This window comes from Pseudomonas sp. FW300-N2F2, assembly GCF_017351655.1.
GTDB lineage: Bacteria > Pseudomonadota > Gammaproteobacteria > Pseudomonadales > Pseudomonadaceae > Aquipseudomonas > Aquipseudomonas fluorescens_AA.
The window spans coordinates 2,311,896-2,333,311 of sequence record NZ_JACNDQ010000001.1; the positions used below are offsets into that span (position 1 = coordinate 2,311,896).

Consider the following 21,416-nt stretch of genomic DNA (forward strand, 5'->3'; position numbering starts at 1 on the left):
GTTTCCTTGAATCGAAGTCAGGCGCTGCGTGAGTGGGAGGACGTATGTGCGGCATCGCCAATGTCTTGTTCGAACAGGCTGCGCAGGCTGTCGAGCAAGGCCTGGGCTTGGGCCGCCGCTGCGCTGGAGGTCTGCTGCTCAAGTTGCTGCTCCAACCCCGAGGGGTGGGGGGCGTCGTCCTGAGGCAGTTGGGCGCTGCGTGGGTCGCGGATCTGAATCTTGAGCAGGCTGCTTTGCTCGTGGCCCTGGGCATCGCGGCCAGTAATCTGCAACTGCAGATGCTTGAGCTTGGCCAATTGGCGGCTGTCGAGGCTGATCTTGCCGGTGCGCGGGTCAAAGCGAATCCAACTCGGCAGCGGCAGACCATTGGCCATGCGCACGTGCACCGAGCGGCTGTCGAGCCCGAGCAGTGCCTCGGTGGGCAGGCTCATTTGTATCGCCGTCAGTTGCGGGTCGGGGCTGATCGCGGCGTGGTATTGGCCGTCGCTGGAGCGTTGCCAGTCGAGCTGCTCGGGCGTTGGTTGATCGCTGTCGAACAGGCTCGAGGTGGCGCTGTCGATGTCCAGGGCATTCACCGCGTCCAGGACCTGGCGCGTGGAGTTGTCCCCGGCCGTTGCCCAGTAGGCCGGCGGGCTGTCGGGGGCCGTCAGTACGCGGTTATCGATGGCCTGGCGCTCGGCGAGAATCACCGGCGCAACGGTGCCAGTGGCGCCATCGCCGGGCGTAGGGATGACCGGAACGCCAGGTTCAACCGGGGTGGTGGGGTCTACAGGTGTCGTAGGCTCTACCGGATTGGTGGGGTCTACAGGTGTCGTAGGCTCTACCGGATTGGTGGGGTCCACGGGGGTCGTAGGGTCTACGGGCGTTGTCGGCTCGACCGGGGTGATTGGCGGCGCCGGTTGGCCTTTGATCTGCACGGTGGACTTGAGATCCAGCCGAGTGGTGTCTTGGCCGTCATTGTCGGTGCCGCCGTTGTCCTGGATCTCGACCAGAGTGACGACACGCGTGCTGTCGCCGATCAGGCCGCTGCTGTTGCTGTAGCGCAGGCCATCTATCAGTTCCTGCACTGTGGCGCTGTCAACCCCGGCCGCGCTGCTGAGCACCAGGGTGGCGACGCTGCGGTCGATGCTGATGCGGTAATGCATGCCGTTGCTCAGTTGGCCTTCGCCTGCTTGCAACACCAGCAGTTGACCATCGACTTTCAGTCGTTCGTGCACCCCATCGTTGAGACCGTTCACGGTCAAGGTCAGCTTGATGAGCGTTTGCCCGTCCTCGATCACCGAGACTTGGGTGCCGTTGAACAGCGCCAGTTCGCTGCTGGAACTGCTGTAGTCGCTGTTGATCGATCGGGTGACGAGGGTCGGGGCGTCGTTGATTTCGATGATGGTCAATTGCACCGTGCTGGCGTCCGAGTTCTGGCGACCATCGTTGAAGGTCACGCTGAAATTGACCTTGTGGCCTTCCTGTACATCGGTGCTGTAGGTGATGGCGCGAATCACCGCGTTGGCCTGGGCTTTGCTCACACCGTCGCTGAAGGTGAGTACCAGCTTGCCTGATGTCTGGTCGACGCGGGCGATCTGGATATTGCCGTTGGACAGGCTCTTGCCATCGCTGGACAGTTGCAGGCCCGCGCCGAAGCCGAAGCTGTCCACGCCGGTGCTGGCGTCGCGGACAACGGTCAAGGTGCTGCCGCCGTAATTACCTGTGTTGTTATCGAGGCTATCGAGTTCCTTGTCGCTCAGGCTGAACCCGGGGAGTACTGGAACGCTGACGCCGCCCTTGTGCTCGATCACGCCGCTGTCTTCGCCCGGTAGTAATACGGGCACCTCGTTCTGCACCAGGGTTAGGGTCGAGGCAAGTTCGAGCACTCGGGTGTCCTGACCACCTTTTTCGGTGCCGCCACTGTCTCGCAGACTGGTTAAGGTCACCACGCGGGTGCCGTCGCCATCGCCGTGATTGAGGTAGGCGATGGCGTTGACCAGGTTCTGCGTGGCGCCGCTGGAAATACCCCGCTCGCTGCTCAGGGTCAGGGTGGCGACGCCATTGTTGAGCTCTACCTGATAGTTGAGACCGCTGCTGGTTCTGCCGCTGCCATCCACCAGGGCGATCAAGGTACCGTCGACACGCAAGTTTTCCTGGTCGCTGGACACACCGCTGACGGTCAGGCTCAAGGCAATGATCGATTGGCGACTTTCCACCGTGGAAATGCGGGTGTCGGTAAACAACAATTGGGGCTGACCGCTCAGCACATAGGTTGGGTTGCGCGGCGTACTGCCCAGGGTCGGGGCGTCGTTGAGGTCGCTGACGTCGAGGTTGACGTTGAACGCCGGGGCATCAACGCCACCGTCATTGAAACCGATGGCCAGGTTGATCCCTCCTTCGTGGTTGCCGCTACTGCTGTAGCTGAGCTGCCGCAGGGCCTGGCTGGCGGTCTGGCTGTCAACGTGGGCGGTAAATTGCAGGGTCATTTGCCCATTGCTGTTGCTGAAGGTGCCGATGACCTGGCCATTTTTGAGCAGTTGCTGGCCGTCCTGCGACAGCTGCAGCTGGTTGCCGGATTCGAAGGAAAACTGGTCCAGAGGGTTGGCGCCGCCTTCGCGCACGATGGTGATGCGCGAGCCGTTGTAGTCACCCAGGCCGCCATTGGCCGCGTCCAGTTCCACATCGCTGAGGCTCAGCGTCGGGGCGATCATTACCGCGCTGTCGCCGACGTACTGGGGCGCGGCGACGCCTGGCGTGCGCAGGTTGGCCAGGCTATCGCCAACGACCAGCAAAGTGCCGTCCTTGGCCAGGACAATCGCCCGCGCGTTGCCCAGGGCACTGTCTTGGGTGCTGTCCAGCGTGTCGACCAGCGACAGGACCTGTTTATCCGTGGCGTAACGGCTGATGGAGCCGTTGCTGTTGGTGACGAACAGGGTATTGCCGTCGCTGCTCAGGGCAATACTGCTTATGTCGCGGACATCGCTCAGTTGTTCACCCAGGTACCGATACGACTCGGTCAAGGCGTCAAACCTGAACAGGCTGATACTGTGGTCGGTGGCCAGATACAGGGTCTGGCCATCGGCGGACAAGGTGATGTGGCGCGGTGCGTCGAGATCGACCGGGTTGTTGGCCGCGTCCATCACGCTGTCTTGCAGAAAACTCTTGGCCACCAGGGTGCCGTCGCCCTGGCGCTGATAGACGATCAGCGAGTCGTTCATAAAGCTTGGCAGGTCGTTGACCACTACCAGGTAGTTGCCGAAAGCGGCTGCCGACTTGCTGTTGAACAGGTACGGCTCGCTCCAGCCGTCCGAGCCGATGTGCTGCACGAAAGACAGGTTGCCGGTGCCGCTGTCGCGGCGGTAGACCAGCAAGCCGTTGCCGGTAGTGGTGATGTAGAGGCCCTTGCCGTCGGCCGATTGGGAAATATCCACGGTGTCGTACAGCGGGCGACTGGTGTCGTCGCTGGCAGTCAGGCTTTGTACAAGGGTCAGTTCGCCGCTGTTGGCGTCGCGGCTGAACACCAGGATCGCATTGGCACTGCGGGCATACAGTGCCAGGCCGTCGCTGGCGATCAGCATTTGCTCGATGCTGCGGGCGCTGCTGGCCGCCAGCGTGGAGAGGTAGGTCAGTTCACCGCTCTCGGTGTCGCGTGCGAACAGGGCGATGGCACCGTTACTGTCAGCCACATAGACCCATGCACCGTCGCTGGATACCTGGGTGGCCTGGATGTTCGCCAGGCCTTCGACCGTGCTCAAGCCTTCCAACTGCTCCAGGGGGCCCACCGACAATACGGGGTCCTGGCCGACCGCAGGCGCGTCGTTCACCGTAGCGATGCTCAACCGCAGGTTCACGGGGTCGGAGGTCAGGCGGTTATCAGCCAGGGTCACGCGAACATCCAGCGCGCTGGCGGGGCTGCGGCTGTCGTTGTGATAGGTGATCTGGTGCAGCACGTTGTTGAGGTCGGCGGTAGTCGGGCGAGTACCTTTGTCCTCGGTAAAGGTCAGGGTCATGACCCCGTCCTTGTTGCTCATGGTGGCGATCACCACGCCGTCTTTTTTCAGTGTCAGGCCATCCATTTGCAGGCCGTTGCCGGAGGCAAACCCGAGGAGGTCATGATGGGTGGCGCCTTCGCCGAGACTGATCACCAGTGTGGCGCCGTGGTAGTTGCCCAGGCCGTTGTTATAACTGTCCCACTGGGCGTCCGCGAGGGTCACGTCGGGCATCAGCGCAGTTGGCCCGGCGCCTTCGTTGTACTGCGGCTGGCCACCATTGTTGGTCAGGGTCGGCGCGGTATTGGGGCCTTGCGGCGGCATCAGCGTCACCACCGCCGTCAAGCCGCTGAAGGTGCTCAGGTCGGCACCCAGGTCCGTCGCTGGATTCTTGTACGCCTTGAGTTCGCGCAGGCCCACGAGGTTGATTTCCCGGGTGCCACTCAGGGCGGTGCCGGTGTTGTTGTAGGCGATGCTATCGATGGTCTCGGCAGCGAGGGTGGCATTCATGTTGACATACAGGGTCAAGGTGGCGAGGCCATCCTTGACTGTGATCGTGTAGGGCGCGCCCGCGCCGTCGGGGTAGATCAGGCCGTTGGTGGCACCGGCTATGACGATTTTCTGGCCGTTGACCCGCAGGACTTCGTTGGGGCCTACCGCGTTGAGCGTCAGGATGATGTGGCGGATGTTCTGGTTGGCCTCGATGGTGTCGATCTGGGTGTGCTTGAACAGGTCCACGAATTCGCCGTCTTCGAACTGTTGCGGTGCCTGCGGTTCGGTGACCAGCAGCGCCGGGTCATTTTGTCCTTGCAGTTCCACGCGTACATCGAGGGTGGCGGTGTTGCCGTCACCGTCGTCCAGGGTGATGCCGAAGGCGGGGAGAGGGTCGAGGTGCTCCGGGTCCCGGCTGCTGTTGCTGTAGGTCACCTGGCGCAGCACGTTCTGGGCGTCGGCCTGGCTGACGCTGCCGATGAAGGTAATGGTCAGGGTGCCGCCGCTTTGGGAGAAACGGGCGATCAACACGTTATCCTTGAAAATCTGCTCGCCCATGAGTTTCAGGCCATTGCCGGCGGCCAGGCCAAACTGGTCGTCGGCCACCGCGCCATCCAGGCGCAGGATGGTCAGGCTGGCATTGTCGTAGTTGCCCGCGCCGCCGTTGAGGGCGTCCAGTTGCGGGTCGTTGACCCGAGCGGTGGGCAGTAGCACTGCGGGGTTGCCGCCCTCGACGAAGACCGCATCCGGTACGCGCACATTGAGGGTAATGATGGTCGGGTCGTTGCCACTGGCGCTGACATACAATTGGGTGCCGTCCGGGCTCAGCACCATGTTATGGGTGCTGTTGAGGGCGGGCAGGTCGGTGCGTACGGTGATCAGTGTCAGCGCGCCACTGGCGTTGCGGGCGAACAGGAACAGGCCGTCGTTCTGGCTCAACACATAGACGGCCGTGCCATCGGGGGACACGGCGACGGCGGTGGCGCCCTTGACCGGGACCAGCTCGCCCAGGGTCAGTCTGCCGTCTTCGGCCACATTCAGGGTGGTGAGCATGCCTTGCCCTGCATCCTGATTGACCGCGTACAGGCTCTTGCCGTCCACCGACAGAGTCATGCTGCTGACCGAGAACAGCCCGGCATCGTCCTTGACTGTATTGATATAGCGCAGCGAGCCGTTGGCCTCGATGGCAAACGCGGCCACCGCGCTTTCCCCGGCGCCGCTGACAAACAGATAGCGGCCATCGGCGGTAATGGTCTGGGTACGGGCACCGGACAGGCCGTCGACGCCATCGTCGTCGATCAGGCTTTGCTGAAGTACCAGGCTGCCATCGCTGTTGCGCTTAAATACGGAAATGCTGCCGTTGCTGCTGTTATCGGAAGTGGCGTCGGCGGTGACGTACACAAAGTCACCGTGACTGCGCACGCTGGTGGGTGTCTCCAGGCTGCCGACCTGGCTGGTATCCAGGGTGCCAAGGTATTGCAGGCGACCGCTATTGGGGTCGCGGTTGAACATCACTACGGCTTGGTCAAAGCGCCCGACCACATAGAGCGAGCGTTGGTCCGAAGAGAGGGTAACGCTGGTGGCGCCGTTGAGGCCTTCGGTGATGGGTACCTGGACCATCTCGCCAAGCGTCTCGTCGTACCGATTCTTGTACTCATAGAAACTCTGCTCCAGGCTCAGCCGGCCCTCGTCGTCACGGGTGTATACGCTCAAGACTGCGGGTTCGCCGTCGAGAAAACGTACGGCATAGGCGTATTTGCCGTCGGCGGACAGCGCCAGGTCGTTCACCCCTTCAAGGACGTTGGAGTAGGTGTCCGAGTCGTAGCCATCGGCTTTGCCGACCCAATCCACGGCGGTGGATGAGCCCCCCAGGGTGGGTGCCTGCCCCGTTGCATTCAACGTAGCCCGGGCGCTGGCCGCAGCCGGTGTCTCGCTGGTTTCATGGGCCTGGGCCTGCTCCTTGGTGTTTTGCTCGGCAGCCTGATCGTGGGTTTCCACTGCGGTCGCGACCGCGGCGGCATCGAACATCATGCGCGGTTCCAGCGCCAGGGCCAGTCTGGAGATTCGCGTCGGTCTGCGAGCATTCATGGGGCATTTCCTTGGGCAAATTCAGGGAGTGATCGGGCGAGGCGCGGCGCGCTACTCGACCAACCGCACATAGCTGTTGAGGCGAATCTGGTCGGCGATCCGGTGCATGAGCGCCTTGATCTGGGCTTCGCCCTCATCGAAGCGCGAGGCGTCGGCAAACGTCAGTTCGCCGCCGTTGGCTGCGCAAATGGTCAACCCCGGCACGGCGTCCCTGTCGAACAAGATGCGGCCGAAATCCTTCGGGTCGCCGGGTCGCACGCCGATGAAAAAGAATTTCAGGTCACGCTGGCGGAAGCTCTGGCACAGGTCGTTGAAGCGTCTTACGGCAAATCCGCGCGACTCTTCCTTGATGTCTTTGTTGCGTTCGAAGTTGTAGGCGTCGGTGTCGAACCAGTCGCCGACCGTATTGGCCAGCATCACGATGATTTTTTTGTTCTGGCCTTCACCGTTCTCGTTGAAGTTGAGCGGCAGCTTGGGGTCGCCCCAACCGGCGGTGCCGCGCATGTTCGGTGAGAGGCTGGCGGCGGCCCAGGACATGGCGATGGCGTAGTTGACGTTGAAGCGGCTAGAGAATTGCTCCGCGCGCTCGCGGATTTTCTTGCGGTCGTTGGTCAGGGGCAGCAGGGCCGCGCTCGGGCAGCCACGGTCGGCGACGATGAAACGGGTATCGCGGGCGCTGTCGGGGTAAATGTCGGGGTTGGTGCCGACCCAACTGATCGGAGGGGCGCCGGGACTGCCGTTGATAGGCAGGTCGTGGCGGTAGTAGATCTGAAACTGCGCCGAGGGCGGTTGATCCCAATAGAAGTTCTGCCCGGACGGCAGGCCACGGTACATACACAACAGGTTGGCGCGCCGATCCGGGAAGCGTCGGTCGGCCAGGCCGCTAAGGCCTGTGGTGACCAGCATCGAGCGTAACTCGATCGGCGTCAGCCCGCCAGGTATGACCCAGCGGCGGATGCGGTTGGGGTCCTGGGCGTCGTAGACGCTGACGGATTGGCTGTAAGGCACCAGGGAGATCCACAGGTTGTTGCGTTGGGTGATTCGCTGGCTGTTTTCATCGCCCATCAGGTAGTTACTGAAGTCGTTGACCAGGCGGCGCAGGGCAGCCAGTTGCAGCTCGTCCTCGCTGCCGGTATTGGGGATCACCAGGGAGACTTCAGTGGGGCGATTGACCACCTCTGCGGTGGAATGCAGGACAAGCGGGCGTTCGCTGTAACCGGTCAGGGCCGGCTGGCTGAGAAACTCAGCGCTGACGGTGTAGGTGATGTTGCCTTCAGCATTCTTGCCTTCGGTAACCCTTACACCACTGAGGTTGTCGTGCAGCTGTTTGTCCATGCCCAGGTTGCTGCGCACATAGCCTTCGGCCAATGCCGTGCGGGTGCTGGCGAAGTCATCGCGGGCGGCGATGGACTCCTGGCCCACCGCCATGGCCGCGGCATCGGTGGCGCGCTTGAGCTGGCTGGCGTCGCTGGTCATGCGCGTGGTGTCGAGGGCGTAGGCGGTGGCGAGCAACACGCCGCCAAAACCCAGGATCAGCATCGGTGCGACGCTGCCGCGTTGCTGTTTGCGGTTCAACACTTTAGGTATCCGTCGAAGTTGTTGTCAGCCGTTCTGGCCTACTGACTACTGGGTCTGGAGGGCTTTCTATTGCGCGGTTGATAATAAGAATGTTTTGCAACAACTGAAACGACGGCTCTATTAAGACTGCTTAATATTGCCCGAATGTTGGTTGCGCCTCGGGGCGCCCACCGCAGTCCAACCTGTGACGCGGTGCGCGATGAAATGGGTGCCGAGGCAGGCATCCGCCCGGCAGCCATCATTTGCAGAGGGGCCGAGCGGGCTGGTTACAGCTGCTCCAGCCCAGCCTCGCGTGCCAGGCTGTCGTCGAGTTTCATGTCGGTCACGCGCATGCGGTTGATGGCGACGTTTTCCAGGGTTTTGTCGGCCAGCAGGGCTGCTCCGAGGGCCAGGTCACGGCTTTGGCGACAGACCTGTACCACCAGCATGCCGCTGTCGCTGGTCTCGGCGTCATCGTCAGGCCTGGCGTTTTCCGGCAGATCACCGGCGTAACGCCGACTGCCCAAGCGGTCGGGGCAGATGCCGCTGGTGGTCCCACGTTGCAGGCGCCAGGCAACGATGCCGTCGGGAGTGACTTTGCCGATGACGATTTCCAGTGCCAGCGGTCGCTCACTGCCGGTCACGGCGTCAATCAGTGCGGCCAGGCTTTTCTCCTCCAGGGTGCTTTGCACCGAGAGAATGCTCGACAGGTTGAATGCTTTGCTTTCCAGGGCCGCACGGGCCTGGCTGAGGTTGTAGAGATCGCCGGCCAACAGCCCGGAACCGATCAGTACGGGAAAGAACAGGATGGTTTCGAGCAGGGCGTTTCCCCGTTGCGACAAGCGGGAGCGGATCATTGGGTGGTCGCCTTGGGCAAGTTGCCGAGCACGTGCCGGTATTGGTAGTTGAAGGTCTGGGGCAAGCTCAGCAGGGCGGGCAGGGCGGTGATGTAATTTTCCGTGAGGTTGACCTCCACCGTTACCACCGGTGCGGCGTTGTCGTCCTCGTTGGTGTGGGCGATGTCGGCAAACTCCTGCAGGTTGGCGTAGGCACGCACCTGTACCGCCAGTTCCCCCGCGCCCAGCACGCCCCAGGACGCATCGACCATACGCGTCTGGATCAGCCCCTGAATGACTGCGGCGTTGGTGAAGTCGAGTCTGGTGTCCCGGCGCAAGCTGGCCAGGGCCGACTCCAGGGCCAGGTTGCCGACCACCACTACCAGCGCGACGCGGGCCAGTTCGAAGAACATCATCAGGCCGATGAGGATCACCGGCATCATGAACGCGGTCTCGACTGCCGCGATGCCGCGCTGGGAGCGGCGGGTTTTACGGTTCAGGCGCATGCTAGGGGTCTCAGTGCAGAGTATTCAGGGCCAGTGGGCGGCGACTGGCATTGAGCAACTCACTGCTGGCGCGCTGGCCCTCTCGGATACGCTGGGCGCTGGCCTGTAGCTGGCCGAACAACGGCGTGGTCTGAATGGTCGGCAGGCTCTGGTCGAGGACCTGGCGAGCCAGGGTCTCGTTGCCCTGGAGCAAATAAGCCAGGCTCAGGTTCAACACCAGGGTGGGCGAGCTGTTCTGCTCCACGCTTTGCAGCAGATCGATGGTTTTTTGCGGCTGGCCGGCATCCAGGTACACCAGCGCCAGGTTGTTGAGCGCGGCTTGGTTGGACGGCTCGATCTCCAGTACTTGGTTGAACGCCTGTTGTGCTTGATCGCTACGGCCCTGGCTGCTGGCAATCACTCCGATCCCGTTGAGCGCTTCGGTGGATTGCGGGGCGATGCGCAAGGCGTTGGCAAAGTCCTGGGCGGCGCTGTCGGTCTGCCCCAGCGACAAGCGCGCGCGGGCCAACCCCAGGCTGATGGCGAACTTTTCAGCGGGTTTGAGTTGCCCATCGCCGCCCAATTGCTGGCGGGCCCGGCCGAACAACGCCAGGCTCTGTTGGGCGGAACGGACGTTGGCGGCGACGGTGGCGTATTCCAGCAGTTGGGTCGGGCTCAGTTCGTTGCGTTCGTCCATGCGCCCGTAGACTCCGCAGGCGGCCTCCAGGCGTCCGTTGTCGCGCAAAATACGCGCCAGGCGCAGGGCCTCGGCGCTTTCCTTGCTGGCCCGTGGAGCGTTGGCCTGGCCCTGGGTGAGGCCGCCAGTAATGCTGGCGCAGCCGCTAAGGGTCAGCAGGGCGAACAGGCCGAGGGTGAGCAGCAATCGGGAGCAGGACATAGGGGCAGTTCCGAAAAAGGGGCGATTCATGAATGGCTCAACATGCGTACCAGCCGGACCATGGCTGGGGCGCCCATCATGGCGACGATAGGGGGCAGGATCAGGGTCATCAGGGGGATACTCATCTGCGCGGGTAACTTGCCGGCCTTTTCTTCAAGGCCGAGGATCAGGGTCTTGCGACTTTCATCGGACAGCGTGCGCAAGGCTTGGGACAGTGGTGTGCCATAGCGCTCGGCCTGGATCAGGCTGACCACCATGCTCTGGATTTCGCTGACGCCGGTGCGCTGGGCCAGATTGCTCAGGGCCTTGGAGCGGTCACTGAGGATCTGCAGCTCGGCGTAGGTGTAGCGTAACTCTTGCGCCAGTTCCGGAGCTGACAGCGCCAGCTCCTTGGACACCACCTGCATCACCCGCCCCAGGGGCAGTCCGGCTTCGGCGCAAATCACCATCAAGTCCAGACCATCGGGCAGGGTTCGCGCCAGGCGTCCGCCACGCCGTGCCGCGCGCCACTTGAGCCAGGCTTCAGGCAGCGTGGTGCCGACAAACAGGGCGATCAGGCCCCCGGCCAGGCCCTTGAGACCCATGCGGCTGGCGGGCTCGAGGACGCCGAACAACAGCGCACTGACCAGTAGCAGGCCGCTGAAGTACTTGGCGACCATCAACAGCCCCAACCCTTCCTGGGCGCGCACGCCGGCCATGGACAGGAGACGGGTCAATTGCTGGCGGTCGTTCTCGGTACCGGCCAGCAGCTCGCCGCTCTTGGCCAGCGGTGTCAGCAACCGTTGTAGGGCAGGGGACAGGTGCAGGCCCTGGTCGCGCAGGATGTCGTTGAGCGGGTCGTTGACTACCACGGTTTTTGGTGTGCCGGTGCCCAGGCGCTGACGCAGTGGGTTCTTGGCATTTTTCAGATACAGGCCAATCAGCCCCAGGCCAAGCCCGGCGAGCATCAGGCCCAGAGCGACAAACAGCGACGCTGGCGTGGTCATTGCGGGTACTCCGGTGATGGGCGGCGGGTGTGGCGATTCATCCGACTCTCCTGACCATGACTTGCGTGATGCTCATGCCCAGGACCACGCTGCCCAAGGCGTAGAACAGGACAATATTGCCCGTGGCGTCGTTGAGCAGAAAGTGAAAGTCCCCAGGCGAATTGAGGTACATGTAGCCAAGGATCGCCGGTACCAGCGAGGCGACGATCTTGGCCGAGGCGCGGGCTTCGGAGGTCTTGGACATGACCTTGAGTTGCAACTCGTGGCGGTCGCGCAAGGTGCTGGCCAGGCGGTCCAGGGTTTCCCCCAGGCGCCCCCCGGCTTCCTGGTTGATGATCAGGATCACCGCGAAGAACCGGTACTCGTTGAGCGGCACGCGCAGTGCCGAGTCTTGCATCACCCGGCGCAGTGGCACGCCCAGGCGCAGCCAGTGGTCGATGAGGCGGAACTCCAGCGCCAGCGGCCCGGTGATGTGTTCGGCGACCAAGGCAAAGGCGTTGCTCACCGGCACCCCGGCACGGCAGGTGCGGGTGATGGCGTCGATCGCTTCGGGCAGGCTTTTTTTCAGCTCCTTGTGGTACTTGGCCAAGTGGCTGTTATAGAACAGTGCAAAACTGGCGACGGCTGCGAGTCCCGCGATCAGCGGGCCGAACAGCATCGGCAACGGAGTTTCGCGGCCCAGCATGGCGCCTGCGATCATGCCCACCAGGGCGAACACACCGAGGCGCAGCCCCAGGTTCTTGCGCCAGCCCAGCAGCACAATGTTCAGCCATACGAGGCCCAGTACACCGCCAAGTACCGGCACCCTGGACCAGGCGTTGTCCTTGAGTTCACGCAGGATCGAGTCAAACTCGCTGGCCTGTCCGGCATTGGGTTGGTCGCGTTTGTTCAGGGTTGCCAGGCGTTTGGCGCTGGCCAATTCTCGCTGGCGACGCTTGCTCAGGCTGCGCAGGCCAAAGAAGCCGCAGAGCATGCCGATGAAGACCATCAGGGTCAGTAGATCCAGGAGTGCAGTCATCGCTTAGAGCCCGCCGAACAGGTGGGCATGACGGTTGTAGAACTCCGGCCGCTGGCCGCTGCTGACGAACTCACCGACCAATTTGCCCTGGCTGTCCACTGACAGCTGCTTGAAACCGAACAGCTCCTGAGTCTGGATCACGTCGTTTTCCATGCCACAGACTTCAGTAATCGACACGATGCGTCGGCCACCGTCGCGCTGGCGCTCGACCTGGACAATCAGGTTCACCGCGCTGGCGATCTGGCGACGTATAGCCTCAAGTGGCAATTGCATGCTGGCCATCATCACCATGTTTTCCATGCGCATGATTGCATCGCGCGGGGTGTTGGCGTGCACGGTACACAGGGAGCCGTCGTGGCCGGTGTTCATGGCCTGGAGCATGTCGAAGCTTTCGCCGCCACGCACCTCACCGAGGATGATGCGGTCCGGGCGCATCCGCAGGGCGTTGCGCACCAGGTCGCGCTGGTCGACCTTGCCGGTGCCTTCGGCGCTGACCGGACGGGTTTCCAGGCGCACCACGTGAATCTGTTGCAGTTGCAGTTCGGCGGCGTCTTCGATGGTGATGATGCGATCATCGTTGCTGATCTTCTGCGACAGGGCGTTGAGCAGGGTGGTCTTGCCCGCACCGGTGCCGCCGGAGACGATGATGTTGAGTTTGGCCACCATCGCCCGGTCGAGTACTTCGACCATGTCCATGGACATCGCCTGGCGCGCCGCCAGGGATTCGAGCGTGAGGTTGCGACGCATGAACTTACGGATGGAAATGGTCGTGCCGTCGATTGCCAAGGGGTAGGTAATGACGTTGACCCGGCTGCCGTCGGCCAGACGTGCATCAACCATCGGGTTGGATTCATCGATCCGCCGTCCAACCCCGGCAGCAATGCGCTGGGCGGTGTTGAACACATGCTCTTCGTCGAGGAAGGTGATCGACGACAACTCCAGTTTGCCATAGCGTTCGACGAACACCTGGCCGGCGCCGTTGACCAGGATGTCGTTGACGCTGTCATCGTGCAGCAGCGGTTGGATCGGCCCGATACCGAGCATTTCGTCGAGCATCTCTGCGCCGATCTGCTCTTCTTCCTGACGCGACAACTGCAAGCGCTTGTCGTCGCAAATCCTCCGGATCTGGGTTTCGATCTGTACCAGCAGTTTGTCCCGGGTCATGGTTGCAGCCTTGAGCGGGTCGATCTGGTCGTATAGGTAGCCGCGTACCAGCCGGCGGTTGAGTGTGGCGCTGGTATCAGCCGGTTTCACCGGTTGGTGGGCGCGGGCGGCGTTGACCATCTGCGGCTCTTCCGGGATATGCCCGGGTTGGCTCGGTTGCCCGTGGGGGACGGGCTTGCTCGAGGTGCGGATCAGCATGGCATGTTCCTCTAGATGGCCGCGGCACGACGGTTCAAGGCACCCTTGACCCGGCGTAGCAGGCTTCTGCTCGGCGCCTTGGCCGGGGCGCGACCGCAGGCCAGGTCGGCCAGATTGAGCAGCGCCTGGCGAAACAGCGGCACGCGCTCCAGTGCCAGCGGGCCGCCCAGCAAGCTGTCGGCCAGGTCATGCCCGGCGAAGGGCAGGGTCAGGTCGATACGGCGCCCGACGAACTCTTCGAACTGCCGGACTTCTACGGTGGCGTGGCTGCCATGGGCCGGGTTGACCACCAGCAGCAGTTGCTGGCCTTCGCTTTCATCGCCGATGTCTTGCAGCAAGCGTTGGCAGTTGCGTGCGCCCTGCACGGTAAGTTCGGTTAGCAGGATGCGTGTCTCGGAGTGTTTGAGCACTTCCAGTGAGCCTTGCGGGTGCCCGGCGGGCAGGTCCCAGATCACTTGGTTGTACAAGCGGCAAAGGCTGGCACCGAGGTTCAGCACCTGGTCGGTGTTGACCGCCAGGTAGTGGTCGGCGACCGGCTCCTGGGCCAGCAATGCCAGGCGCGGATTGACCGTGGCCATGGCCCGTTGCAGAAAACGCGAGTCGATCTCGCTGCTGTGCATGGCCGAGGCCAGGCCGGCGTCGTGGGCGGCGCCCAGTAGCAATGCCTGATCGCCCTTGCTGCGGTCGTAATCGACCACGGCCACCGGAGTATGGCGTTCACTGGCCAATAGTTGCGCCATGGCCGCGACCACGGAACTGCAACCCAGGCCACCGGCGCTGCCGGTGACGGCAATGCTGCGCCCGGTCCGGCCCTGGCCCTTGCGTTGTGGTTCGACATTGTCGCGTGCGCGCTCCAGGGTGTTGGCCAGCAGGTCGAGGGTCACAGGTTTGGCCAGGTAGTCGAGCACACCGTTGTCGAGCAAGGCACGGTACAGGTTGATCTCTTGTTTGCTGCCCATGGCGATAATGGGGCAGCCGGGATCGCACAGCGCGCTGAGTTCGGCGATGGCTTGCAGTGGCGAGGTTTCACCGTCCAGGTCCACCAGCAGCACACTGGCTTGGTAGGTGGCGCACCAGTTGATGGCCGCGCCAATGCCGCCGTGTGTCGTGCGGGCGTTGTGCAGGCCCAGGCGTTGAAGTTGCTCGCGCAAGGCCTGCGCCTGCTCGGCGGTATTGGCAAAGAGCGCCGGGGCCAGGGGCTGGTTGGCGGTCGGGTTGGCGGCAGTGAGTTTATCGTTCATCGGAGCGCGTCCTTATTCGTTGCTGAAGTCGAGATCAAGCAACTCGCGAATGGAGTCTTCCTGATAACGCTGAACGGCATTAGCGAAGGTGCTGCCATCGGCAGCGTCCAGGGTCCTGGGGCGGATCAGGTCGCGGGGGTCGCTGACCATCCGTGCGAGGTTGGCGCGGTTGGCGCAACCCAGGTTGCCGATGGCGGTATAGGGGCGCACGGCCCATTCAGCCGGATTGACGATGGTGCAGTCTGGGATCTTCGCCACCATGGCTTCAGACACCACTTGCAGGTCCCAGGCGCCATTGTCGGCGCTGCCTTGCAACTGCACCGGAGTCAGCAGCAGTTGCCGCGCCGGAACGCCGCTGTCGCGCAGGACCTGGGCCAGACGTTGGGCCAGTTGCTCACCGCGCGGGGTGAACGGGCGCAGGGTCAGGGTCTGATTGGCCGGACGGCCCTGACTGCGCAACAAGCTGTTGAGGCTTTCCAGGGACTGGGCGGTGAAGCCCCCTTGTGGGTCGGCGGCAAGCGACACCGAAAGTGCCGAAGGCTTGACTTCAAATGCCTCGGGCGTCTGGTTGGCGAAACGCTTGGTGCGCAAGTCATTGAGTTCACGGGTGCAACCGAGCATCAGCAGCGGCACGCCCACCAGCAGCACGAGTCGTACGGAAGTGCGCTTCATACGGATGGTCTCCATTAGTACAGGTAACCGGCGGCGGCCTGGGCAGGCAACTGGCCGTCGAGGGTAGGCAGGCCGCGGCCCGGGGTTTGCAGTTCGCCGGCGCCGACTGGATCGACCACGTAGGCGGTGGCGAGGATCACCAGTTCGGTGTCCTCTTGGGTGCTGGCTTCGTGTTCGAACAGACGGCCCAGGACCGGGATGTTTTTAAGGCCCGGTACCGAGTTGACGGCCTGGCTGCTGTTGCTGCGCAACATGCCGGCCAAGGCGAAACTCTGGCCGCTGGCCAGCTCCACCGTGGTGTCGGCGCGTCGCACTTTGAATGCCGGGATGGTCGAACCGCCGTCGGCCAGGGTGACGGAGCCTTCGTCCGACAGGTCGCTGACTTCCGGGGCGATGTGCAGACTGATGCGGTTGGGCGAGAGCAGGGTCGGGGTCATGCGCAGAATCACCCCGTAGGACTTGTAGTCGATCTGTACGTTGTTGTTGGTGATGATCACGATCGGCACCTCGCCGCCAGCGGCAAAGCCTGCGGTTTCCCCGGACATGGACGTCAGGTTGGGCTCGGCCATGACGGTGGCCATGCCTTCATCGGTGAGGGCGTTGATCAGGGCGGTGAGGTTGCCGTCGGTGAAACCGAATGTATTGGCGCTGCGCACCAGTTGTCCGGCAGGCGTGGTCCCCGCGATGGCACCGGCCGAGCTGACGGCGTTGGCGGTGGAGTCGAACAGGGTGGTGGCCTTGCCAGTGGCGAAGCGGAACTTGCCGCTGTTCATCACCGCGTCCCAGTTCATGCCCAGTTCGTGGGTCAGGCTGCGGGACACTTCCACGACCCGCACGCGAATGTTCACTTGTGCCGAGAGTTCGACCTTCAACTGGTTGATGACCCGGGGCGGTTGGCCCGGACCTCCGGTGGCACTGCCGCCACCGCCGCCACCCTGGGTAGGTGCGTTGTCGGGCGAGCCGACGGCGGCCTTGACGCTGGCGATCACCTGGCGTGCTTCCTGCGGGGTGCGAACCTGACCCCGGACAATGATGCCGCTGCCTGCCGCGGCGACGAATTCGATACGCGAACCGGCGATTTCCGCCTCGATCTGCTTGCGCAGGCTTTCCAGGTCGAAGCCGGCGATCAGGCGGATCGCGACGATCACTTCATCGTTGGCATCCAGGGCATACAGGCTGGTGCTACCGGCGCTTTCGGCAAACACGAAGACGCTGCCGGCCGAGGGCGTCTGGAAGCTGGCGATCTTCGGATCGGCGACCATCACCTTGGCGGCGGCGCGGGGCAATTGCAGCAGGCGTCCTTGTTTGACAGTCAGTTGGACGTCCTGGGTTTCCTTGACCTGGTTGAGTCCCGCGCGCAGACGCGACACCACTGTTGGCGGTGGTGGGGCGTCGGCTGGCAAGGGGTAGTCGGCAAAGGCGTTGTCGTCCTTGTGCACCGGGCCAATGACCGGCATCGACTGGTCCCAGTCCTGCGCAGGCTCGGCCTGGTCGTTGGCGGCGATCTCGCTGGCTTCGGTCGCCGGGGTGTCGGGCATCTCGTCCAGGCGGGTCTGCGCCTGGGCAGCCAGGGGGCCGAGGCCGCTCGCCAGGCTGTACAACAGGCAAGGCAGCACGACCCGAGTGAACGGACGATTAAACAGTGACTTCATTTTGAGGGTTCCGTGTGAGCGGTTTGCCGGCAGGGCGCCAGGCCCTAGGCCCTGGCACGCTGGCTCATGGTTTGGCGAGTTCGATGGTTTGCTGCTGCTGGCCGTGGTAGTTGACGATCTGCGCACTGCTGGCGGACTTGGGGAAAATACTGGTGGTGCTGCGCAGGGTGGTCACCGTTGGCGCCGGTTCATCACCCGACTCTTCGCGGGGAGAACGCAGGGCCAATTGCAGGCTGCCGATTTCCTTGGCCACGGCCAGGCGTTCAGCGGCAACGGGCGGTACTTCCAGGGTGACGGTGTCGTAGTAGTTGTCGCGCTGGGCCTGGACTTTTTTCCCGCTGTCAGGCTCTGCGGGGCGTACGCGGGTCGGGTTCAAGGTGTGGTTGTTGAGGGCCAATACCCGCACGTTGCGCAGAATGGTCTGGGCGGCAATGAACGGCGCGCCGCCACCAATGGCCGCTTGGTCTTTTTCAGCCTTTAGGCTGAGGATCACATCCACCTTGTCACCTGCGGCCACGAGCCCGGAGCTGCTCTCCACAGCGGTGGTTGGCACTGAGATGGCGCGCATGCCGGGACGCATCACCGCACCGAGGAAACCGCTGTCGCCAGGGTGCAGGACGACCGCGCTGGTCAGTGGTGTGCCCGCCTTGATCGCTTGGCGCACGGTGGCGCCGAACAGGCTGTCGGGCTGGTCAGTGCCTTGGATGAAGTACAGGCTTTGCGGGTGCGGGCTGTCACTGTCGACCCAGCGCAGGCTGGTGTTGTCGAGGAACTCGCCGGGTTGCAGGTCACGGGCGGCGGCGAGTGTCGCCGGGTACGCGGGCGCTGCGGGCACTGCGACCTGTTCAGGCGCTTTTACCGGGGGAGGGGTCAAGAGCGCGCGGGCTACCAAAGCGGTGCCTGCCGCCAGAATGACGGCCCCAGCCAGCAGAATTACGGAGTTGGTTTTCATCAGGGACTACCGTCGTGGATTCAGGATGGAAGGTGGACACACAAGGTGAAAACGGTGCCCAGCGCGATGGCGATGCCATAAGGAATGCCCGGCGTCCGATCTTGATCGAGCACGCTCGGAGGGTTTATGCCGCAGTTCGGAAAACGCCTGTTTAGTGCCACCAAGGGACCGGCCAACAGACGCTCCACCAGTTCCACCAATGGCAGGCCGAGGGCCAGGAGACCGCCGATCAGCGAGGTCACGATCAGGAATGTCACTTGCTCGTGGTAGCCCATCCAAAGACAGAGCACGGCCATCAGTTTCACGTCGCCAGCCCCCACGCGCCGCAAGGCGAACAAGCCATACCCCACCAGCAGTACCACGGCGCCACCGAGCAACGACCACGCCACATGGCTGAACACCTGGACCAATACCAAGTCGGGCCAGGGCTTGAGGCCTAACGCTGCCAGCAGCGGCAAGGCCAGCCAGCCCAATAGCAGTACCAGCACCAGGGCGTTGTGGATCTTGCGGTAGAGCAGGTCCGACAAGGCTGCCCACAGGACGGCGGGCAGCAGGACAGCAGCGGCGAAGGAGGGCATCGGCGCAGTTACTTGGCGGAGTTGTTGGTGGTACTGATTTGATCCGCGATATCGGAGAAACGATCGCGCAGGGCCGAGACGAACACGCCGTCGGAGCCGAAGATCAGGCCGATGGCGGCAGCCATGGAGGCCGCGAGAATGCCGTACTCGATCGCGGTCACGCCGCTTTCGTCACGCAGGAAGGCTTTGAGGGAGGCACGCATGGAGGGTCCTTCTGGATGTCAGTGGAAAGGTGCCCCGAAACCGCATGTAGCCGGGGCTGCCGGGGCGTGTCAGTCACTGCCCGTCAGCTCGTTGATATTAAGAGTGATTCTCATTGATCAACAAGCGGCCGATCATTAAGTCTGCTTAATGAATGCCGGCCGTCGGGTCGTCCAGGCTGGCCTGTGTCACGCTCAGGCAGACATTCAGGCCCGGTAGATTGTCGTCCAGTTGCAACTGGCCGCCATGGAGGTCGGCGATCGCCTTGACCAGGGTCAGGCCCAAGCCGTTGCCAGGGACATTGCCGGAGGTGTCCAGGCGCCGGAAGCGTTCCAGGGCATCCTGGCGCAGGTCCTGGGCAATGCCGGGACCGTGGTCGGCAACGCTGAGAAACACCAAGCGTCCGTTGCTCTGGGCGCGCAAGGTCACGGCGCTACCGCGTGGTGCGTACTTGAGCGCGTTGTCCACGAGATTGGCCAGGGCCTGGAACAGCAAGGCCCGGTCTCCCCACAGCAGCAAACCTTTGTCGGCATGAATCACCAGGGGCGAGAGCCGCTCCTCGGCCAGGGGCAGGTAATACTCACGCAGGTCTTCAAGCAAGGCGCGCGCATCCACCACTTCGAAATTGTGGGCACAGCGCCCGGTCTCGACGTCGCCAATGCGCATCACCGCGCGAAACAGGCTGTGAATGCGCTCGGTCTCGCCGACGGCGGTCATCAGTTCGGCATGGATGTCGCCATCGACCTTTTCGGCGGTACTGATCAAGCGATTCTGCAAACGGGTCAGCGGGGTGCGTAGTTCATGGGCGATATGGCTGGTGACGTTCTTGACCTCGGTCATCAGCCGGTTGATGCGTGCCAGTCCCAGGTGGATCTCGCTGCCGAGGCGATCGATTTCGTCCCCTTGAGGGTTATAAGGCGGGCAGGCCAAGTGGTCGCCACTGGCGAAGCGCTTGAGGGTGTCGCGCACCCGGTCGATGCGGTACAGGTTGCGCAAGCTGAAGCGCAGACTGATGACGATGCTGCCGATCAGCACCGTGAACAGCCCGGCGCCGCCCATCAACGGAATCACCTGGGTGCGTTCGAGCATCGGTCGCAGATCGCTGGCGCTGAAGTAGCGACCACCGTCAGCCAGGGGCACCCACAGTCCGAGGATGTCTTTGCGGCGGTTGTCATGGCCGGTCATGTCGTAGTCGCGCCAATTGTCCAGGCACGGCCCATCATGGCATTGGGTCACGATCAGCAGACGCTCGTCGCCGAACTGCACCTGGCCATGGGCATCCACCACCAGGTTATGACGCTCGCTGCGTCGGTCATACACATCGCGCTGGCGCAGGATGTTCGCCACCTGGACGCTGTCGCGATTGTTGGTCAGCAATTGCACTGAGCGCACGTCGGCCAGGATTACGTCGCGCACGTGGTTGCGCATCACCGCCTCAAGCACGCAACCGCTGCCGATCACCGACAGCAGAGCGACCAACAGGCAGATGAAAGCAATGGTGGCGGCTTGCTGGAAGTTGCTGGTTTCAAGGATGTGGCGAATATGGCGCGTTTTAACCGAGCTCATAACCGATCGCGCGAATGGTCCGTAGAAGGCTGCGGGAGAAGCCCTTGTCGATTTTGGTGCGCAGCTTGGACATGTGCACATCGATCAGATTGGTCTGCGGGTCGAACTGATAGCCCCAGACTTTTTCCAAAAGCATGGTGCGGGTGACCGTTTGCCCACGGTGCTCGGCGAGCACTTGCAGCAGGCGAAACTCTTTGTCGGTCAGGTCGATGCGCTGTCCGGCACGGGTCACGTTGCGCTGACCGAGGTCGATGCGCAGATCATCGATATGCAGCAGGTCTTCCTGGGCCGATTGCCCACGACGACGGGCCAGCACTTCCAGGCGCAGCAGCAGTTCGGTGAAATCAAAGGGCTTGCCCAGGTAGTCATCGGCACCGGCGCGCAGTCCATCGACGCGATCGCTGATCTGGTCATTGGCGGAGAGAATCAACACCGGCGGTCGAGGCTTGTCGCGCAAGCGTGTGAGAATCTCCAGGCCGTCCATGCTCGGCAGGATGCGGTCCAGGACAACCACATCGAACGCCTCTGTCTCGATCATGCGCAACGCATCTTCGCCGTCATGGGACAGGCGGCATTTGTGACCCGATGCGTGCAGCTTGCTGCCTAACCAATGACTGACCGAAAGGTCATCCTCTACCACCAGAACACGCATGGACTCTTCCTTTATTGAGTTGATACGGCGTTTTAGCAGGCTCCGCATAAGCAGTCATTAAGAATGTTTGATAATTGCTAATGCGAAGCATTACTAATTGTATGGCGAGTTGTACGATGATGGCCACTGATATCTGAAGATTGAACGACGTGACCTGTTTGTAACCGACCTGGGTGACCAGGCGGGACCAGGTAATGTGGTGTCGATCG

At 62.9% G+C, this 21,416-nt stretch carries 16 protein-coding genes; all 16 read right to left on the reverse strand.

Annotation, left to right across the window (positions count from 1 at the left end):
* Positions 1–17: 17 nt before the first annotated feature.
* Positions 18–6,551, reverse strand: a complete 6,534-nt coding sequence (locus J4E63_RS10250) for a beta-propeller fold lactonase family protein (RefSeq protein ID WP_207281844.1) — start codon at positions 6,549–6,551, stop codon at positions 18–20.
* Positions 6,552–6,602: 51 nt separating this feature from the next.
* Positions 6,603–8,129, reverse strand: a complete 1,527-nt coding sequence (locus J4E63_RS10255; RefSeq protein ID WP_207281845.1) for a Tad domain-containing protein — start codon at positions 8,127–8,129, stop codon at positions 6,603–6,605.
* 266 nt (positions 8,130–8,395) lie between these two features.
* On the reverse strand, positions 8,396–8,965 hold the full coding sequence (locus tag J4E63_RS10260; RefSeq protein ID WP_207281846.1) for a hypothetical protein: 570 nt from the start codon (positions 8,963–8,965) through the stop codon (positions 8,396–8,398).
* Complete coding sequence (locus J4E63_RS10265; RefSeq protein ID WP_207281847.1) at positions 8,962–9,450, reverse strand: TadE/TadG family type IV pilus assembly protein; 489 nt, start codon at positions 9,448–9,450, stop codon at positions 8,962–8,964. Before J4E63_RS10265 ends, J4E63_RS10260 begins: the two co-directional genes overlap by 4 nt.
* A 10-nt stretch (positions 9,451–9,460) precedes the next feature.
* Positions 9,461–10,327 carry a lipopolysaccharide assembly protein LapB gene (locus J4E63_RS10270; RefSeq protein WP_207281848.1) on the reverse strand — a complete coding sequence of 289 codons (867 nt, stop codon included), beginning with the start codon at positions 10,325–10,327 and terminating at the stop codon, positions 9,461–9,463.
* Positions 10,328–10,353: 26 nt separating this feature from the next.
* On the reverse strand, positions 10,354–11,313 hold the full coding sequence (locus J4E63_RS10275; RefSeq protein ID WP_207281850.1) for a type II secretion system F family protein: 960 nt from the start codon (positions 11,311–11,313) through the stop codon (positions 10,354–10,356).
* A gap of 37 nt (positions 11,314–11,350) precedes the next feature.
* Positions 11,351–12,331 carry a type II secretion system F family protein gene (locus J4E63_RS10280; RefSeq protein ID WP_207281852.1) on the reverse strand — a complete coding sequence of 327 codons (981 nt, stop codon included), beginning with the start codon at positions 12,329–12,331 and terminating at the stop codon, positions 11,351–11,353.
* A 3-nt stretch (positions 12,332–12,334) separates the two neighbouring features.
* Positions 12,335–13,693, reverse strand: coding sequence for a CpaF family protein (locus tag J4E63_RS10285; protein WP_207281855.1), 1,359 nt, complete (start codon positions 13,691–13,693; stop codon positions 12,335–12,337).
* 11 nt (positions 13,694–13,704) lie between these two features.
* A complete protein-coding gene (locus tag J4E63_RS10290; RefSeq protein WP_207281856.1) occupies positions 13,705–14,934 on the reverse strand; it encodes a hypothetical protein in 1,230 nt (409 codons plus the stop codon).
* Positions 14,935–14,946: 12 nt separating this feature from the next.
* Positions 14,947–15,606, reverse strand: coding sequence for a CpaD family pilus assembly lipoprotein (locus J4E63_RS10295; RefSeq protein ID WP_207281858.1), 660 nt, complete (start codon positions 15,604–15,606; stop codon positions 14,947–14,949).
* A gap of 14 nt (positions 15,607–15,620) precedes the next feature.
* Entirely contained in the window at positions 15,621–17,258 is a 1,638-nt protein-coding gene (locus J4E63_RS10300; protein ID WP_207281859.1) for a type II and III secretion system protein family protein, read from the reverse strand.
* A gap of 64 nt (positions 17,259–17,322) precedes the next feature.
* Entirely contained in the window at positions 17,323–18,210 is an 888-nt protein-coding gene (gene cpaB, locus J4E63_RS10305; protein WP_207281861.1) for a Flp pilus assembly protein CpaB, read from the reverse strand.
* 20 nt (positions 18,211–18,230) lie between these two features.
* A complete protein-coding gene (locus J4E63_RS10310) occupies positions 18,231–18,788 on the reverse strand; it encodes a prepilin peptidase (RefSeq protein ID WP_207281865.1) in 558 nt (185 codons plus the stop codon).
* Between the two features lie 8 nt (positions 18,789–18,796).
* Positions 18,797–18,991, reverse strand: a complete 195-nt coding sequence (locus J4E63_RS10315; protein WP_207281866.1) for a Flp family type IVb pilin — start codon at positions 18,989–18,991, stop codon at positions 18,797–18,799.
* 145 nt (positions 18,992–19,136) lie between these two features.
* Positions 19,137–20,555, reverse strand: a complete 1,419-nt coding sequence (locus tag J4E63_RS10320; RefSeq protein ID WP_207281867.1) for a HAMP domain-containing sensor histidine kinase — start codon at positions 20,553–20,555, stop codon at positions 19,137–19,139.
* The gene (locus tag J4E63_RS10325; protein ID WP_207281868.1) at positions 20,542–21,207 is read right to left on the reverse strand and encodes a response regulator transcription factor; all 666 of its coding nucleotides are present in this window, start codon (positions 21,205–21,207) and stop codon (positions 20,542–20,544) included. Before J4E63_RS10325 ends, J4E63_RS10320 begins: the two co-directional genes overlap by 14 nt.
* Positions 21,208–21,416 lie beyond the last annotated feature (209 nt).

Coding starts and splice junctions, on each gene's coding strand:
- J4E63_RS10250 (WP_207281844.1), bottom strand. CDS start 6,551: ATGAATGCTCGCAGACCGACGCGAATCTCCAGACTGGCCCTGGCGCTG.
- J4E63_RS10260 (WP_207281846.1), bottom strand. CDS start 8,965: ATGATCCGCTCCCGCTTGTCGCAACGGGGAAACGCCCTGCTCGAAACC.
- J4E63_RS10265 (WP_207281847.1), bottom strand. CDS start 9,450: ATGCGCCTGAACCGTAAAACCCGCCGCTCCCAGCGCGGCATCGCGGCA.
- J4E63_RS10270 (WP_207281848.1), bottom strand. CDS start 10,327: ATGTCCTGCTCCCGATTGCTGCTCACCCTCGGCCTGTTCGCCCTGCTG.
- J4E63_RS10275 (WP_207281850.1), bottom strand. CDS start 11,313: ATGACCACGCCAGCGTCGCTGTTTGTCGCTCTGGGCCTGATGCTCGCC.
- J4E63_RS10280 (WP_207281852.1), bottom strand. CDS start 12,331: ATGACTGCACTCCTGGATCTACTGACCCTGATGGTCTTCATCGGCATG.
- J4E63_RS10285 (WP_207281855.1), bottom strand. CDS start 13,693: ATGCTGATCCGCACCTCGAGCAAGCCCGTCCCCCACGGGCAACCGAGC.
- J4E63_RS10290 (WP_207281856.1), bottom strand. CDS start 14,934: ATGAACGATAAACTCACTGCCGCCAACCCGACCGCCAACCAGCCCCTG.
- J4E63_RS10295 (WP_207281858.1), bottom strand. CDS start 15,606: ATGAAGCGCACTTCCGTACGACTCGTGCTGCTGGTGGGCGTGCCGCTG.
- J4E63_RS10300 (WP_207281859.1), bottom strand. CDS start 17,258: ATGAAGTCACTGTTTAATCGTCCGTTCACTCGGGTCGTGCTGCCTTGC.
- cpaB (WP_207281861.1), bottom strand. CDS start 18,210: ATGAAAACCAACTCCGTAATTCTGCTGGCTGGGGCCGTCATTCTGGCG.
- J4E63_RS10310 (WP_207281865.1), bottom strand. CDS start 18,788: ATGCCCTCCTTCGCCGCTGCTGTCCTGCTGCCCGCCGTCCTGTGGGCA.
- J4E63_RS10315 (WP_207281866.1), bottom strand. CDS start 18,991: ATGCGTGCCTCCCTCAAAGCCTTCCTGCGTGACGAAAGCGGCGTGACC.
- J4E63_RS10320 (WP_207281867.1), bottom strand. CDS start 20,555: ATGAGCTCGGTTAAAACGCGCCATATTCGCCACATCCTTGAAACCAGC.
- J4E63_RS10325 (WP_207281868.1), bottom strand. CDS start 21,207: ATGCGTGTTCTGGTGGTAGAGGATGACCTTTCGGTCAGTCATTGGTTA.